This is a genomic window from Streptomyces sp. CGMCC 4.7035 (assembly GCF_031583065.1).
Lineage (GTDB): Bacteria > Actinomycetota > Actinomycetes > Streptomycetales > Streptomycetaceae > Streptomyces > Streptomyces yaanensis.
The window spans coordinates 1326463-1341823 of the sequence record NZ_CP134053.1 but is presented as its reverse complement, the minus strand read 5'-3'; the positions used below and the strand labels follow the sequence as shown (position 1 = coordinate 1341823).

Below are 15361 nucleotides of genomic sequence, written 5' to 3'. Positions count from 1 at the left end.
GATGACCGTGGTGGAGCGACAGGAGTGGGACGTCGTCGTGGTCGGCGCCGGCGGCGCCGGGCTCAGGGCCGCCATCGAGGCGCGTGAGCGCGGCGCCCGTACGGCCGTGATCTGCAAGTCGCTGTTCGGCAAGGCGCACACGGTGATGGCGGAGGGCGGTATCGCGGCGGCGATGGGCAACGTCAACCCGCACGACAACTGGCAGGTGCACTTCCGCGACACCATGCGCGGCGGGAAGTTCCTCAACCAGTGGCGGATGGCCGAGCTGCACGCCCGCGAAGCACCCGACCGCGTCTGGGAGCTGGAGACCTGGGGCGCCCTCTTCGACCGTACGAAGGACGGGCGCATCTCGCAGCGCAACTTCGGCGGCCACGAGTACCCGCGCCTCGCACACGTCGGCGACCGCACGGGCCTGGAGCTGATCCGCACGCTCCAGCAGAAGATCGTGTCGTTGCAGCAGGAGGACAAGAAGGAGACCGGGGACTACGAGTCCCGTCTGAAGGTCTTCCAGGAGTGCACGGTCACCCGGATCCTCAAGGACGACGGCGGCCGGGTCTCGGGCGTCTTCGCGTACGAGCGCGAGTCCGGGCGTTTCTTCGTCCTCGAAGCGCCCGCCGTCGTGATCGCGACGGGCGGCATCGGCAAGTCCTTCAAGGTGACGTCGAACTCGTGGGAGTACACGGGTGACGGGCACGCGCTGGCGCTCCTCGCCGGGGCGCCGCTGCTGAACATGGAGTTCGTGCAGTTCCACCCGACGGGCATGGTCTGGCCGCCGTCGGTGAAGGGCATCCTCGTCACCGAGTCGGTCCGCGGCGACGGCGGGGTGCTCAGGAACTCCGACGGCAAGCGGTTCATGTTCGACTACATCCCCGACGTCTTCAAGGAGAAGTACGCGGAGTCGGAGGAGGAGGGCGACCGCTGGTACGACGACCCGGACAACAACCGGCGCCCGCCCGAACTGCTCCCCCGTGACGAGGTCGCGCGCGCGATCAACGCCGAGGTGAAGGCGGGCCGCGGCTCCCCGCACGGCGGCGTCTTCCTCGACGTCTCGACGCGCATGCCGGCCGAGGTCATCCGGCGCCGGCTGCCGTCGATGTACCACCAGTTCAAGGAGCTGGCGGACGTCGACATCACCGCCGAGGCGATGGAGGTCGGGCCCACCTGTCACTACGTGATGGGCGGCATCGCGGTCGACTCGGACACCGCGGCGGCCCGGGGCGTGGAGGGTCTGTACGCGGCCGGAGAGGTGGCCGGCGGTATGCACGGCTCCAACCGGCTGGGCGGCAACTCCCTGTCCGACCTGCTGGTGTTCGGGCGCCGGGCTGGTCTGCACGCGGCTCAGTACGCGACGGGTCTTGCCGAGCGTCCCACGGTGGACGACGTCCAGGTGGACACGGCGGCGGCGGAGGCCCTGCGCCCGTTCTCGGCCGAGGGCCCGGCGCCCGGCGAGGACCTCCAGGAGCCGATCCGCCCGCCGGAGAACCCGTACACCCTCCATCAGGAACTCCAGCAGACGATGAACGACCTGGTCGGCATCATCCGCCGCGAGCCGGAGATGCAGCAGGCGCTGAAGAAGCTGGCGGACCTGCGGGTACGGGCGCGCAGGGCGGGCGTCGAGGGCCACCGCCAGTTCAACCCGGGCTGGCACCTCGCCCTCGACCTGCGGAACATGCTGCTGGTCAGCGAGTGCGTGGCACGGGCGGCCCTGGAGCGCACGGAGTCGCGTGGCGGGCACACCCGGGAGGACTTTCCGACGATGGACCGCACGTGGCGCCGCGTGAATCTGCTGTGCCGGCTGACCGACCCCACAGGCGGTCTGGCGGCGACCGACCCGGTCCGCGGTCAGATCGCGCTCACCCGTGAGACCACCGAACCCATCCGCCCGGACCTGCTCGCCCTCTTCGAGAAGGAGGAGCTGGTCAAGTACCTCGCCGAAGAGGAGCTGTACGAGTGAGCAGCTACGAGGCCCGCTTCAAGGTGTGGCGGGGCGATGCGCAGGGCGGCGGCCTGGAGGACTTCAAGGTCGAGGTCAACGAGGGCGAGGTGGTGCTGGACATCATCCACCGCCTCCAGGCGACCCAGACGCCCGACCTCGCCGTGCGCTGGAACTGCAAGGCCGGCAAGTGCGGTTCGTGCTCGGCGGAGATCAACGGGCGGCCACGGCTGATGTGCATGACGCGGATGTCGGTGTTCGAGCGGGACGAGACCGTCACGGTGACGCCGCTGCGCACCTTCCCGGTGATCCGCGACCTGGTGACGGACGTGAGCTTCAACTACGTCAAGGCCCGGGAGGTCCCGTCCTTCGTGCCGCCCGCGGACCTGGGACCCGGCGAGTACCGCATGACGCAGGAGGACGTGGACCGTTCGCAGGAGTTCCGCAAGTGCATCGAGTGCTTCCTGTGCCAGGACACGTGCCATGTGGTGCGTGACCACGAGGAGAACAAGCAGGCGTTCGCGGGCCCGCGTTTCCTGATGCGGGTGGCGGAGCTGGACATGCACCCGCTGGACGCGGCGTCGGAGTCCGGCCTGGACCGCAAACGCACGGCCCAGGACGAACACGGCCTCGGCTACTGCAACATCACCAAGTGCTGCACGGAGGTCTGCCCCGAGGGCATCAAGATCACGGACAACGCCCTGATCCCGCTGAAGGAACGGGCGGTCGACCGTAAGTACGACCCGCTCGTGTGGCTGGGGTCGAAGATCAGGAGGCGGCCTTCAGGAGGGTGAGGGGCGCGCGGACGCCGGTCATGCGGACGGCACACGGCCGGGGCGCTGCCCCAGGAACTGGAGCGCCGCGCCGGAGAGGAACACGAGCAGGCCGCCGCCGAAGACGAGATCGATGGCGGTCGTGCCGTGCACGGTCGCGCCGTACCGGAAGAGTGCGATGCCCGAGGCGAACAGCAGGGTTCCGGAGCCCCACAGCCGCGGCCGTGCGATGGTTCCCCGCAGCCACGGCACGACCCAGCCGGTCGTGATGGCCACGATGCCCAGGATGGCGTAGAGCACCAGGATCACTGCCAGGGTGACAAAGACGAAAGCGTGCATCGAACCCCCACTGTGTGTTGCCGCTGATCATGGCACCACCCTCTGTCGGCGACCAGATCCGCCCTCCTGTGCGTCGGGAGGGTAGGTCCGGCGTATCGGGCGTACCCCGGTCGCGGTGCCGCATCACCGGCCATACGCTCCGAGATGTGACGCCGCTCCACCGTCGACGCCGGCCGTGCCGGGCCGCCGCGTACAGAGCCGTGCGGACGGCGCCTGCCGTGTTGGGGGTGATACCGGCGCCGGTGGCCGCCGTGGGGGTCGCCGCGACCGGGCAGGGGCAGACCTCCACCGCCGACCTGGTGCTGCCGCTGATCGCCGCGGTGGCCGCCGTGGCCGTGGCGGTGTACGCGTCCCTGCGGCGCAGACGGCGCATGACCACGCGCACGACGCCCGGTGGGGCCACGCCGACCGTCGTCTCGCTGGACGAACTCGACCGGCGGGCACGACGCTCGCTCGTCGAGACCGACGACTGCGTACGGACGAGCCGTGAGGAACTTCGCTGTGTCGCCGCGCAGTTGGGGGACGTGGCGGTACGGCTGCACGCGGAGGCGGTGGAGTTCGCCGCGGCGGAACTGAGCGCCGCGTTCCGGGCGCGACAGCGGCTCGACGACGGGGAGGGCGCGACGCGGACCCTGCTGGAGGAGATCCTCGCGCGCTGCGAGGCGGCCGGGCGGCGGCTGGACGAGGAGGCGGCGGGGCTCGACCGGACCCGGGCGCTGGAGCGGACCGTGCGGGACGCGCTGGAGCACGCCGAGGCGCGGTTCCGGGAGCTGGCGGCACGGATCGCGGACGCGGACGGCACGCTCGTGGGGCTGCGCGAGCGGTATGCCCTGTCCGCGTATCTGCCGGTGGCGGGCCACGACGAACAGGCCAAGGACCGGCTGGTGTTCACCATGACCTGTCTCAACCGTTCGCGCCAGGACCTGGACCGGGGGGACACGCAGAACGCGGTGGTCCATCTGCGCGCTGCCGAGGCCGCCGTCGACCAGGCGGCCCTGCTCGTGGACGGCATCGCACGGCTCGCCGCGGCCCTGGCCACCGCAACGGAACGACTTCCCACCGCCCTGACCGACACCGAGTCGGCCCTGGCGGAGGCCCGCGAACAGGTGGGCACGGAGAGCGCCCGGGGGGATCTGCGGGGGCGGATCGCGTACGGGGAGTCGGTGCTGGCGGGGGTGCGGTCGGAGATGGGCGGCGAACGAACAACCGGGGCCGACGCGAACACGGGCGGGAAGGAACCGGGCGGCGGAGACCGAACCGAGGGCGGCGAGGACACCGGCGAGGCGGCAACCGGAGAGAGCGGGGCGGACACGCGGGAGACGACCGGAGAGACCGGGGCGCACACGCCGGAGACGACCGGCGTGGAAGGCGCCGACAGCGAAGGCGGCTGTGGCGGGAGTGGTCAGGGCGAAGTGGACCGGCGCCGGATGAACGGTGCCGAAGGTGCCCGTGGTGGACGGCGGGCTCGGGATCCGTACGACCCCGTCGATGCGCTGCGCCGGATCGAGCAGGTGGCGGTCGGGCTGGACCGGGCGTTGTGGCGCGAGCCGCCGGGCGGATCGCATGCGCTCGGGCGGCTCGAACGGGCCCTTCTCACCGCACGCTGCACCGTGGGCGCCGCGTCCGACTACGTGACGACCCATCGCGGAGCCATCGGCTGCGAGGCGAGGACCCGGCTCGCGGAGGCGGAGCGGCGGCTGCGCGACGCGGAGAACACGGACGTGCCGCCCGTACCGTCCCCGGCCGACGCCCTCACCGACGCCCGCGAGGCCGACGCGCTCGCCCGGCAGGCCCGGCAGCTCGCCGAACGGGACGTACGGGCGTACGGGACGCCGTACGGCGAGGGCCTCTGGACGGGCGGCGCCGTACTCGGCGGCATCCTGCTCGATGCCTCTCACCGGCGCGCCGAGGGCCCGGGCCACCCCGGCGACGGCGGCCCCGCGAGCTACGGCGGACCGGACACGCGGGGGCGCCGGGACGGCGGTGAGCTGTTCCGGCCGAGGCCGGCGCGACCCGGCGGCTAGGTCCTGTCGTCAAACTCCCGTCGTCCGCCCGGACGCCGCTCCTTGACGGGCAAACGTTGCCTGCCGGGGCACTAGAACAGACTCAGCAACGCCTCCGCCGGATCCGTGACGCCGTTCTCGCCGCCGGGCAGCGGGAGTTCGAACCACACCGTCTTGCCGCGCGGCGTGCGGCGTGAGCCCCAGGCCGCGGAGAGCAGGCCGACCAGTTGCAGACCGCGGCCCCCCTCGTCGGTGTCCCGGGCGCGCCGGCGGCGAGGCTGGACCAGGCCCGCGTCCCACACCTCGCACACCAGCGTCCGGTCGAGCAGCAGCCGTAGTCTGATCTCGCCCTCGCCGTATCGCAGAGCGTTGGTGACCAGCTCACTGACCAGCAGTTCCGCCGTGTCCACCAGCGGCTCCAGGTCCCAGGTGAGCAGTTGCCCGCGCGCGTACTCGCGGGCCCGGCCCACGCTGCGCGGCTCGCGCGGCAGTGTCCAGTCGCCGACGGACTCGGCCGGCAGCCCCTGCACACGCGCCATCAGCAGCGCGATGTCGTCCTCGCCGTGGTGCGTGTCGAGCGTGTTGAGGACGTGGTCGCAGACGTCCTCCAGGGGCCTGCTCGGGTCGGTGAGCGCTCCCACGAACGCCTGGAGGCCCTCGTCCAGCGGATGGTCCCGGGACTCGACCAGGCCGTCCGTATAGAGCGCCAGCAGCGCGCCCTCCGGCAGTTCGACCTCCACCTCCTCGAACGGCTCGCCGCCCACGCCCAGCGGCATCCCGGGCGGCACGTCCAGCATCAGCGCGGGCTCGCCCGGCTCCACGAGCACCGGCGGCAGATGGCCCGCGTTGGCGAAGGTGCAGCGTCGCGACACCGAGTCGTAGACGGCGTACACGCAGGTCGCGAGGTAGACCTCGGACAGGTCCGCGTCACGCGGCTGGCGGGCCGTACGGGTGGCCTGCTGGACGCCGCCGGGGGCGCCGAGGCCGCGCGCGATCTCGTCCAGCGCGGAGAGCACCTCGGCGGGTTCGAGGTCGAGCAGGGCCAAGGTGCGTACGGCCGTCCGCAGTTCGCCCATCGCGACGGCGGCGCGCAGGCCGCGGCCCATGACGTCGCCGACGACCAACGCGGTGCGGTGGCCGGGCAGTTCGATGACGTCGAACCAGTCGCCGCCGACCTCGGTCGCCGCGTTGCCCGGCAGATAGCGGCAGGCGATGTCCAGGCCGGAGGCCTCCGGGTCGCCCGGTGGCAGCAGGGACCGCTGAAGTATCAACGCCCGTTCGTGCTCCCGGCGGTACAGCCGCGCGTTGTCGATACAGACCGCGGCGCGCGCCGCCAGTTCCACGGCGAGCGCCCGGTCGCGTTCCCCGAACGGCTCACTGCCCTTCGTACGGGAGAACTGGACGAGGCCGACCACGGTGTCGTGCGCGACCATCGGCACCGCGAGCGTGGACTGGATCAGGCCGTTGTCGTCGGCGGGGATGTGCCGGGGGCGGGCGGTGCGCAGCGCGTCCGCGCAGGGCGAGTTGAAGGCGTAGTGGTGCACGGAGCCGACGGCGACGGGTTCGGGGCCGCCGACGAAGGGCGCGTCCGCGACCGCGCTGGAGAACGCGACGCGGCGCAGCTCGGCGCTGCCGTCGGCCAGGCCCGGCGGGGTCTCGTCGCCGACCAGGAGCCCCTGGTAGAGGTCGACGGTGGCGAGGTCGCAGAAGCCGGGGACGACCACGTCGAGGAGTTCGCGCGCGGTGGTCTCCAGATCGAGGGAGTTGCCTATGCGGGCGCCGGCCTCGTTCAGAAGGGCGAGGTTGCGGCGGGCGGCGGCGGCCTCGCGGGCGGCTGCGCGGCGGGCGGTGATGTCGGTTCCCAGCCAGGCGATGCCGATGGGACGGCCGCTGCCGCTGTGCACGCGGTAGAGGTTGACGGACCAGTGCCTGCGCTCGTCGGAGCCGGGGATGACGCCCGCGACGTGCATGTCCGTGATCGACTCGCCGCTCTCCAGGACGCGCCGCAGCGTCGCGGCGACGCGCTCGGCCTCCGGGGACTGCAGATAGTCGTGGACGGAGCGGCCGCGGTGTTCGTCGGGCGTGCCGCCGAAGGTGGAGGCGAACCGCTGGTTGGCGCGCCGTACCCGCAGATCGGTGTCGATCAGCAGGAAACCGAAAGGGGATTGACCGAAAATCGCCTGCGAGGCGGCGAGGTCCGTCTCGATCTGGCGGAGGGTGTGGGCGTCCACGACGATGCACACGGCGGCCCGTTCGCCGTCCTCCGTCGTGGTGGGCATCACATAGACCTCGGCGATCCCCTCGGACCGCTGCGCATCGGGCATCCGGAAGGGGATGATGCCGGTCCACTCCCGGCCGTCCAGGATCTCGGCCATCTTGCGCTGTCCGCGCTCGCGCAGTTGGGGCGCGACGAACGCCGCGATGGGGTCCATCCCGATGGCCCGCTCGGCGGGGATCCCGAAGAGTTGTTCGGCCCGCAGGCTCCACTGGTCGACGTGCCCGTCGGGGCCGATGGAGAACGAGGCGACCTTGATGTAGTCGTAGATGGAGCCGGGCGGACTGCTCTGCCACAGAGTGCCGCTCGTCGTGTCACGCGGTTCGACGGCCGTGGCGGAATCGACCACGGCCTCTCCCCTCGCGCCGCCCGACGGGTCCTCGGACTCCGTGGCCTTCGCTGGTATCTCGCTCACGCGAACCGTCCCCTCCAGCTCACCGCATCCGGCACCGGTCACCGGAAACGGCTGCCCGCAGTATCCAGCACTACGGCGCCGCACGACACGGTGTTCACGATCACAGCACGGTCCCGATGGTTTTTGGACCGGCCGGGCCATACTCCCAGTCTTCTAACCAGGTGGTGCCCAGTCGAACCACAGACTCCTGTTGCGGCCGTTGCCGTGCGCCGTGCACCGGGGGCCCGCGCTCAGCCGTGAACCGGCAGCTCGAACCAGACCGTCTTGCCGGTGTTGCCCGGCCGGGTGCCCCAGCGGCTGGAGGAGTGGGCGACCAGTTGGAGCCCGCGGCCGTTCTCGTCGTCGGAACGGGCGGTGCGCTCGTGGGGCGGATCGGGAAGCGGGTCGGAGACCTCGACGAGCAGGGTGGGGGCGGCATCGGCGGGACGTACGAGGCGGACGCCGATGGGGCCCGTGGCGTGCCGCAGGGCGTTGGTCACCAGCTCGCTGACGAGCAGCACGGTGACGTCGCCGAGCTGGTCGAGCCCCCAGGTGCGCAGCTGGCCCCGGACGACGGCGCGGGCGGTCCGTACCGCGCCGGGGTCGGCGGGGAACGTCCACTCGGCGCTTTCGCCTTCGGTGTCGAGCACGCCGATCACTTCCCAGAAGCCCACCCATATCCGGTTTCGTGGGGTTAATGGGCACATACCCGATATCCCCGGCGCCTTACCGCGCACGCGGGCGCACTGTGGCACGAACGGCGTACCGGACGCCAGCCCCTGAAACATCATGCGCCCCAACAGCCCCAGGCCCTGCTCGCCCAACACCCCCGCGCCTCGGAGGGTCGATCGCGGCCTTTCCGCACGTGAGAGCCCTGGAGTTCGGATCGGCGCGCCTCGGCCGCCGCCCACAACGTGGGCACAGGTTTTACCGATTCCATGCATTCGCATGGCTCGCGGGCGACCCGGGGCGGCACCTGCGGCGGCCCGTCGGAGTCAGAACCGCCGCCACGCGGCCGGAACGGCCAGGACGGCCTTGACCGCCGCCACGTCCTGATCGAGCCAGTCGACGTCCCAGATCTCATCCGGGGTCAGCCAGCGCAGCTCGTCGTGGTCCTCCAGGGGCTCGGGCGTGCCGGCGAGGAGGCGCACTGTCCAGACCCGCAGCACATACCCCGGTTTCAGGGGCCACTCCCCCGGTACGCGCTCGACCGGCTCCGCCGTCACCCCCAGTTCCTCGCGCAGCTCACGCACGAGGGCGCGCTCGGGGGTCTCGCCGGGTTCGACCTTGCCGCCGGGCAGCTCCCAGCGGCCGGCCAGCTCGGGGGGCGCGCTGCGGCGGGTGGCCAGCAGGCGGCCGCCGCTCAGCAGGGCGCCTCCGACCACCACGATCGATCGGGTCATGCGCCGGAGCCTACGGGAGCGCGCGGCGGATCACATGCCCCGGGGGAAAGCCCCTCACTTGCTTCCGTTCTGCCCGATGCGCTCTACCCAGTAGAGCTGTTTGTGACCGCGGGCGTCGAGGCTGTCCACGATCTTCTGGGCCTCCGCGCGAGTCGCGTACCTGCCCACGCGGTAGCGGTTGCCGTTGTCGTCCTGCCGTATGACGAGCCAGGGGAGAGTGACCGTGCTGTCGTTCATCGCGCCCCTCCCCTTCCCGTCCCCGGCCCTCGCCGCGCCCCACCCACCAAGGAAACCGCACTGCGCATATGCCCGAGCCTACGCCTTACCTTCACACAGCGAATACGCCTTTTCACAAAGAGGTACGCAACCAGCCATGACGGAGGGGGCGCACGCCGTCGAACGCGCCGTCCCGCACGCCTCCGGCGCACGTCGATCAGCAGGAAGGGCACGCGGGAGACGGCCGGGAGAACGACCGGATTGCAACTGCCGTCCGGGCGACGGGGCTTCGGCGGGGGAACGGCGCAACTCCGCGAAGGAGGAGGTCACTCGGGAGGCGGCCACCTGAAGGAGAAGGCCTCGCGGGTGCGCCCGCGAGGCCTGACGGGAGGAAGGAGGAGGCAGGGTGACCCGGGCGCATCACCTCACCGGCGGGCGGGCGCGGGCCCGCCCCGCCGCATCACCGGCACAGGATGCGGCTACTTCACCGGTAGGTGGTACGCCACCCGGAACCGGTCCGCCGGTACCACCACGTCCGCCGTCTCCACCGGACGGCCCGAGGCGTAGTACGTCCGCTGGATGACCAGCACCACATGGCCGGGGACGCCGCCGAGGGTGAGCAACTCCTCGGCGAGGCCTGGACGGGCGCCCACCTCTTCCGTGACGTTGTCCACCACCACGTCGATGGCCGCCATGCGCTCGACGACGCCCATGCCACCGAGCGGCCCCTCCTCGGGAAGCATCACAGGGGTTCGACCGGTCAGGGCGAGCGGCTCCCAGGACGTGGAGAGCATCATCGCCTCGCCCGCGTCCCGGAACACGTACTTCGTACACATCACGCGCTCGCCCGGCGGGATGGCGAGACGCTCGGCGATGGCGCCGCTCGCCTCCGCCTGCTCGCTGCGCGACTCCCAGGTGCCGCGCGTGGACGCGTCCGCCTGTTCCTGGCGGAACGGCGTGGCACCCCTCTCCGGCCGGAAACCGGAGCGGGCGATCCGCCTCGGCACCGGCCGCTCCCGGACGTACGTCCCCGACCCGGAGCGGCCCTCCACCAGTCCCTCGGCCATCAGCACCTTGCGGGCCTCCAGGGCGACCGTGTCCGAGACGCCGTACTCCTGGCGGATGCGGGCCTGGGACGGGAGGCGGGTGTGCGGTGGCAGCGAGCCGTCGACGATCTTCTTGCGGAGATCACCCGCGACACGCAGATACGCCGGCTGCTCACCGAAAGTCACTGGCCGCTCCCATCAGCTTGTACAGACAGCAACAGCGTGGCAACGGTGGGTTGTGCTGTGCAAGCAAAGGCCAGAGAATCACTCGATGTGATGACTTGTTCCTGCCGAGGGCTTTACGCAGGCACTTTCTCCCCGTTATAGCCGCCGTTACACCCGCTTGCCGGTCTCCGTACCCCCGCCGGAACCTTCACTGTCGTCCGCGTCGTGTGACGGCGGGTTCGTGGCGAGGCCCAGAGCCTTGCGGGCGGTGATGGCCACCCTGCCCTCCAGGAGCGCGCTGCCCCGGTGTAGGGGGCGTGGCAGGTGTCGGCATCGGCGTGCGTATGCCTCCGGCGGAGGGGGCAGCCCGAGCGGAGCCGACCCGCTCAATGGCGTGATCAGAGCACCAGCGCCCAGGAGTCGATCTTCCCCGTGTCGAACAGCGCGTTGTCGCCGACCCTCAGTCTCCAGGTGCCGTTCGCCGTCTCCGACGAGGCGTTCACCGTGTAGGTGGCGTTGATGTCGTCCGTACTGCCGCCGGTTCCGTAGGACTTGAGCAGATAGGCCGATCCGTCCGGGGCGATCAGCTGGATCTGGAGGTCGCCGATGTACGTGTGCTGGATGTGCACCTCGACGCCGAGGGCCGACGGCGCGTTGCCCGTGACCCCGGTGACCGTGATCGGCGACTCCACGGTGAAGTAGTCGTTGATCGGGTGGTCCGAGGTGTTCTCGAAGCGCCGCGCGAGCGGGGCCGTCGTGGCGCCGACGACGTTGAGGAGCCGGTTGGGCGAGCCGCTGCCCGGGGCGGAGACGACCCCGGCGGTCGCGGCGCTCGTGAGCGCGGAGGCGACCTGCGCGGGCGTGGCCGTCGGGTGGCCCGCCAGGTAGAGGGCCGCCGCCCCCGTCACATGAGGCGTCGCCATCGACGTGCCGGACAGGGTGGCCGTCGCCGTGTCGCCGGTGTTCCAGGCGGAGGTGATGGAGGAGCCCGGCGCGAAAAGGTCGAGCACCGAGCCGTAGTTGGAGTAGTCGGCCCGCGCGTCGCTCGACGTGGTGGCACCGACCGTGATCGCCTCGCTCACCCGGGCGGGCGAGTAGCCGGAGGCGTCGGCGTTGCTGTTGCCCGCCGCGACCGCGAAGGTGACGCCGGAGGCGATGGTGTTGCGGACGGCCGTGTCGACCGCGCTGTCGGCGCCGGAGCCGAGGGACAGGTTGGCCACGGACGGCGCTCGGTGGTACCGGGCCACCCAGTCGACACCCGCGATGACCTTGTCGGTGGTCCCGACGCCGGTGTCGTCGAGGACGCGGACGGCGACGATCCTCGCCTGCTTGGCGACGCCGTACGAGGTGCCCGCGACCGTGCCCGCGACGTGCGTGCCGTGCCCGTTGCCGTCCTGCGCGACGGCGTCGTTGTCGACGTAGTCGTAGCCGTACGAGGCCCGGCCGCCGAAGTCGGCGTGGGTGACGCGTACGCCGGTGTCGATGATGTACGCGGTCACGCCCTGGCCCGCCGAGTCGGGGTAGGTGTACCGGCTGTTGAGCGGCGGGCTCTTCTGGTCGATGCGGTCCAGGCCCCAGGAGGGCGGGTTGGTCTGGGTCGCCTCGATGTGGAGGGTGCGGTTCTGGACGACGGAGGCGACGGACCGGTCAGCGGCGAACCGCTTCGCGTCGGCGGAGGTGGCGTGGATCGCGTACCCGTTGAGCGCCTTGACATAGGTGCGCGTGACGGTGGCGCCGTACTTCCTGGCGAGGTCCCGGCCCCGGACGGAATCCGCCTGCACGGCATCCGCCTTGAAGGTGACGATGAAGCTGTCGGCGACGGCGTTCGCCGCGCCCTCGTACTGGATCGAGCCCTCGCGGTCCGGCGCCGCGTGCGCGGGGAGGCCGGAGGCGAGGCCGACGGCCAGGGCCGCCGTGCCGATCCCGGCCAGTCTTCGCCGGACCTGACGCATCACTGCCATCGGAGTGTCCTCCTCGTCGGTGGTGCGCCGGGGGGCTCCGGTGGCGGGTGCGCGAGAGGCCGGCCATACACGCGGCGCGAGGCACGCGGAGATAACACCGGTGCCACGCCGGAATCATGACATATAGTCACTAACCGGACAACTACCCTACTCACATGACACCTTTGCCGGACTGTTTCTGCCCGGTGGACGGCACGCGCGTGGCCTCGGAGTCGCTCGCCTGGTGCTGCCCCGTCTGCCGCGGCCCGCTGGACCTGGACTTCGCGCCCACCCCAGCACCGCTCAAGTCCCTTGGCGGACGGGTTAATTCACTGTGGCGGTACGCCGAGACACTGCCGCTCGCCACGCCCTCGGTCAGCCTCGGTGAGGGCCGTACACCGCTCGTGGCGCTGACGGACGGCGTCTCGGCCAAGCTCGACTTCCTGATGCCGACACTGTCCTTCAAGGACCGGGGCGCGGTGCTGCTGGCCGAGCTCGCGCTGCGGCTGCGGCCACGGCAGGTGCTCTCCGACAGCAGCGGCAACGCGGGCACGGCGATCGCCGCCTACTGCGCCCGGGCCGCGCTGCCCTGCACGGTGTACGTCCCCGAGGGCACCTCACCCAAGAAGCTGGAGCAGATCGGGGCGCACGGGGCGCGGGTGCACGTGGTCGAGGGCGACCGCGAGGCGACGGCGCGGGCGGCGCGCGAGGCGGCGGACGAACCGGAGGTGTTCTACGCGTCGCACGTCTTCAACCCGTACTTCCTGCACGGGACGAAGACCTACGTCCACGAACTGTGGGAGGACCTCGGCGGGCGGCTCCCCGAGGTGCTCGTCCTGCCGGTCGGCAACGGCACGCTGCTGCTGGGCGCGGCCCTCGCCGTCGCCGAACTCTTCGCGGCGGGTCTGATCGACCGCCGCCCGGCGCTGTACGCGGTCCAGACGGCGGCGGTCGCGCCGCTGGCGCACGCGTGGCAGGAGGGCGCGGACGACCTGGTGGGCGTCACCCCCACGGCTCCGACGGTGGCCGAGGGCATCGCGATCCCCCGCCCGCCACGGGCCCGCCAGATCCTGCGGGCGGTACGCGATTCGGGCGGCAGGTTCCTGACGGTGACCGAGGATCAGATCCGCCACGCCCAGCTGGACCTGGCGTCCCAGGGCCTGTACGTCGAGTCGACGGGGGTGGTGTGCTGGGCGGCGGTACGGGAGGGGGTACTGGGCGCGCGCGGTGCCGTGGTGCCCTTGTGCGGGGCGGGTCTGAAGACGGGGCTGGCCGACGGCTGAGGGCTCAGGCCGACCCGGAGGGCCCGGGCCAGGGGGCTTCTGATGGATCTCCGTGGAGGAAGGAGCGGCGTCCGGTGCGTGCCCTCCGGGCGGACGACGGGAGTTTGACGACAGGACCTAGCCCTTGACCACCCCGAGCGGCACCAGGCGGACGACCAGTCGGGCGAGCCCCGCGCCCTCGGTGGCGCGGGCGACCGCGTCGACGTCCTTGTACGCCTCGGGGGCCTCTTCGGCGAGCCCACGCCAGGAGGACGGCCGGACGGCGATGCCCCGCGACTCCAGCTCGCCGCGCAGAGCCTCGCCACGGACGTGGCGCAGCGCCTGGTGACGGCTCCATACGCGCCCCGCGCCATGGGCGGCGGACGAGAACGCGTCATTGCCGACGGTGCCGACCATCACGTACGAGGCCGTGCCCATCGTGCCGGGCACGAGCACGGGGTGCCCGTGGTCGGCGAGGTCCGCCGGGAGGTCCGGGTGGCCGGGCGGGAGCGCCAGCGTGGCGCCCTTGCGGTGGACGCACAGCCTGCGCGACACACCGTCCACATCGTGGGTCTCGATCTTGGCGGTGTTGTGGGAGACGTCGTAGACCAGGTCGACTCCCACCCCGGCGGCGGTGGTGAAGGCATGGCGCACGGCCTGGGTGAGCAGTTGCCGGTTGGCGCGGCCGTAGTTGGCGGCGGCCGCCATCGCCCCGAGGTAGGCCCGGCCCGGTGTGGAGACGACGGGCGCGCAGGCCAGCTGACGGTCCGGGATGTGGATGCCGAAGGAGCGCAGGGACTGGTCCATGACGCGGACGTGGTCGGTGCAGACCTGGTGGCCCAGGCCGCGCGAACCGCAGTGGATCATGACGCACACCTGACCGGGGTGCAGGCCGAAGGCGGCCGCGACGCCGGCGTCGTACACCTGGTCCACGACCTGCACCTCCAGGAAGTGGTTGCCCGAGCCCAGGCTGCCCACCTGCTGGAGTCCCCGGTCCACGGCCCGCTGCCCGACCTGCGACGGATCGGCCTCCGCCAGTGCTCCGCGGTCCTCGCAGCGATCCAGGTCACGGGGCACACCGTGATCGCACTCGACCGCGTACCCGGCACCGGCGACCAGCAGCTTCTCCATCTGTGCCCTGCCGGAGATCTTCCACAGCCCGCCACGCCCCGTACCGCGCGGGATGGTGTCGCCGAGGATGTCCATCAGCCTGCGCATCCTCGGGGCCAGTGGCTCACGGTCGATGTCGGCGGCCAGCAGCCGGACGCCGCAGGAGATGTCGAATCCGACGCCGCCGGGCGAGACCACTCCGCCGGCGTCGATGTCCGTGGCGGCGACCCCTCCGATCGGGAATCCGTATCCCCAGTGCACATCGGGCATGGCGAACGAGGCGCGCACGATGCCCGGCAGCGTCGCCACGTTCGCCACCTGCTCCAGCGCCTTGTCCCCGACCGCCTCGGGCAGCAGGTCCCGCGTCGCGAAGACCACTCCGGGCACCCGCATCGGGTCGCACCGGTCCAGGCGGAACCGGAACGGACTTTCCGGCACCAGTGTGATGTCCATACCCGTCGCCGCCCGTCGGTCGACCACCGTCCCGGCCCGGGAGCCGTCG

Annotated in this window: 12 protein-coding genes; 4 read left to right on the top strand and 8 right to left on the bottom strand. The window is 71.8% G+C overall.

Annotated features, from left to right (window positions below; genetic code table 11):
- Position 1 precedes the first annotated feature (1 nt).
- Together Q2K21_RS05455 and Q2K21_RS05450 are read left to right on the top strand one after the other, a co-directional pair.
- The gene (locus Q2K21_RS05455) at positions 2-1954 is read left to right on the top strand and encodes a fumarate reductase/succinate dehydrogenase flavoprotein subunit (RefSeq protein WP_310765987.1); all 1953 of its coding nucleotides are present in this window, start codon (positions 2-4) and stop codon (positions 1952-1954) included.
- Positions 1951-2727, top strand: a complete 777-nt coding sequence (locus Q2K21_RS05450; RefSeq protein ID WP_310765985.1) for a succinate dehydrogenase/fumarate reductase iron-sulfur subunit — start codon at positions 1951-1953, stop codon at positions 2725-2727. Before Q2K21_RS05455 ends, Q2K21_RS05450 begins: the two co-directional genes overlap by 4 nt.
- 18 nt (positions 2728-2745) lie before the next feature.
- On the opposite strand, the gene Q2K21_RS05445 is transcribed toward Q2K21_RS05450, so the two are convergent.
- Positions 2746-3045 carry a hypothetical protein gene (locus Q2K21_RS05445; RefSeq protein WP_310765982.1) on the bottom strand — a complete coding sequence of 100 codons (300 nt, stop codon included), beginning with the start codon at positions 3043-3045 and terminating at the stop codon, positions 2746-2748.
- Between the two features lie 242 nt (positions 3046-3287).
- Between Q2K21_RS05445 and Q2K21_RS05440 the strand changes: the two genes are divergently transcribed.
- Positions 3288-5069 (top strand): hypothetical protein, encoded by a 1782-nt coding sequence (locus Q2K21_RS05440; protein ID WP_310765980.1) that lies wholly within the window; start codon positions 3288-3290, stop codon positions 5067-5069.
- Between the two features lie 71 nt (positions 5070-5140).
- Here Q2K21_RS05440 and Q2K21_RS05435 read toward each other — a convergent pair whose 3' ends face one another.
- From Q2K21_RS05435 to Q2K21_RS05410, 6 genes are all read right to left on the bottom strand, one after another.
- On the bottom strand, positions 5141-7738 hold the full coding sequence (locus tag Q2K21_RS05435) for a SpoIIE family protein phosphatase (protein WP_310765978.1): 2598 nt from the start codon (positions 7736-7738) through the stop codon (positions 5141-5143).
- 230 nt (positions 7739-7968) lie between these two features.
- Complete coding sequence (locus tag Q2K21_RS05430; RefSeq protein ID WP_310765976.1) at positions 7969-8424, bottom strand: ATP-binding protein; 456 nt, start codon at positions 8422-8424, stop codon at positions 7969-7971.
- A 288-nt stretch (positions 8425-8712) separates the two neighbouring features.
- Positions 8713-9120, bottom strand: a complete 408-nt coding sequence (locus Q2K21_RS05425) for a (deoxy)nucleoside triphosphate pyrophosphohydrolase (RefSeq protein WP_310765974.1) — start codon at positions 9118-9120, stop codon at positions 8713-8715.
- A gap of 54 nt (positions 9121-9174) precedes the next feature.
- The gene (locus Q2K21_RS05420; protein WP_310765971.1) at positions 9175-9357 is read right to left on the bottom strand and encodes an SPOR domain-containing protein; all 183 of its coding nucleotides are present in this window, start codon (positions 9355-9357) and stop codon (positions 9175-9177) included.
- Between the two features lie 458 nt (positions 9358-9815).
- The gene (locus Q2K21_RS05415; RefSeq protein ID WP_310765969.1) at positions 9816-10568 is read right to left on the bottom strand and encodes a GntR family transcriptional regulator; all 753 of its coding nucleotides are present in this window, start codon (positions 10566-10568) and stop codon (positions 9816-9818) included.
- A 377-nt stretch (positions 10569-10945) separates the two neighbouring features.
- Positions 10946-12508 (bottom strand): S8 family peptidase, encoded by a 1563-nt coding sequence (locus Q2K21_RS05410; RefSeq protein ID WP_310765967.1) that lies wholly within the window; start codon positions 12506-12508, stop codon positions 10946-10948.
- A gap of 155 nt (positions 12509-12663) precedes the next feature.
- Here Q2K21_RS05410 and Q2K21_RS05405 point away from each other — a divergent pair, with 155 nt between their 5' ends.
- Positions 12664-13770 (top strand): pyridoxal-phosphate dependent enzyme, encoded by a 1107-nt coding sequence (locus Q2K21_RS05405; RefSeq protein WP_310765965.1) that lies wholly within the window; start codon positions 12664-12666, stop codon positions 13768-13770.
- A gap of 117 nt (positions 13771-13887) precedes the next feature.
- Here the strand turns inward: Q2K21_RS05405 and Q2K21_RS05400 are convergent, their stop codons facing one another.
- Positions 13888-15312, bottom strand: coding sequence for an RtcB family protein (locus Q2K21_RS05400; RefSeq protein ID WP_310765963.1), 1425 nt, complete (start codon positions 15310-15312; stop codon positions 13888-13890).
- Between the last annotated feature and the right edge of the window lie 49 nt (positions 15313-15361).

Excerpts from the sequence above, each read along its gene's own strand:
- Q2K21_RS05430 (WP_310765976.1), bottom strand. The coding sequence starts at position 8,424 with ATGTGCCCATTAACCCCACGAAACCGGATATGGGTGGGCTTCTGGGAA.
- Q2K21_RS05425 (WP_310765974.1), bottom strand. The coding sequence starts at position 9,120 with ATGACCCGATCGATCGTGGTGGTCGGAGGCGCCCTGCTGAGCGGCGGC.
- Q2K21_RS05420 (WP_310765971.1), bottom strand. The coding sequence starts at position 9,357 with ATGAACGACAGCACGGTCACTCTCCCCTGGCTCGTCATACGGCAGGAC.
- Q2K21_RS05405 (WP_310765965.1), top strand. The coding sequence starts at position 12,664 with ATGACACCTTTGCCGGACTGTTTCTGCCCGGTGGACGGCACGCGCGTG.
- Q2K21_RS05410 (WP_310765967.1), bottom strand. The coding sequence starts at position 12,508 with ATGGCAGTGATGCGTCAGGTCCGGCGAAGACTGGCCGGGATCGGCACG.
- Q2K21_RS05445 (WP_310765982.1), bottom strand. The coding sequence starts at position 3,045 with ATGCACGCTTTCGTCTTTGTCACCCTGGCAGTGATCCTGGTGCTCTAC.
- Q2K21_RS05400 (WP_310765963.1), bottom strand. The coding sequence starts at position 15,312 with ATGGACATCACACTGGTGCCGGAAAGTCCGTTCCGGTTCCGCCTGGAC.
- Q2K21_RS05455 (WP_310765987.1), top strand. The coding sequence starts at position 2 with ATGACCGTGGTGGAGCGACAGGAGTGGGACGTCGTCGTGGTCGGCGCC.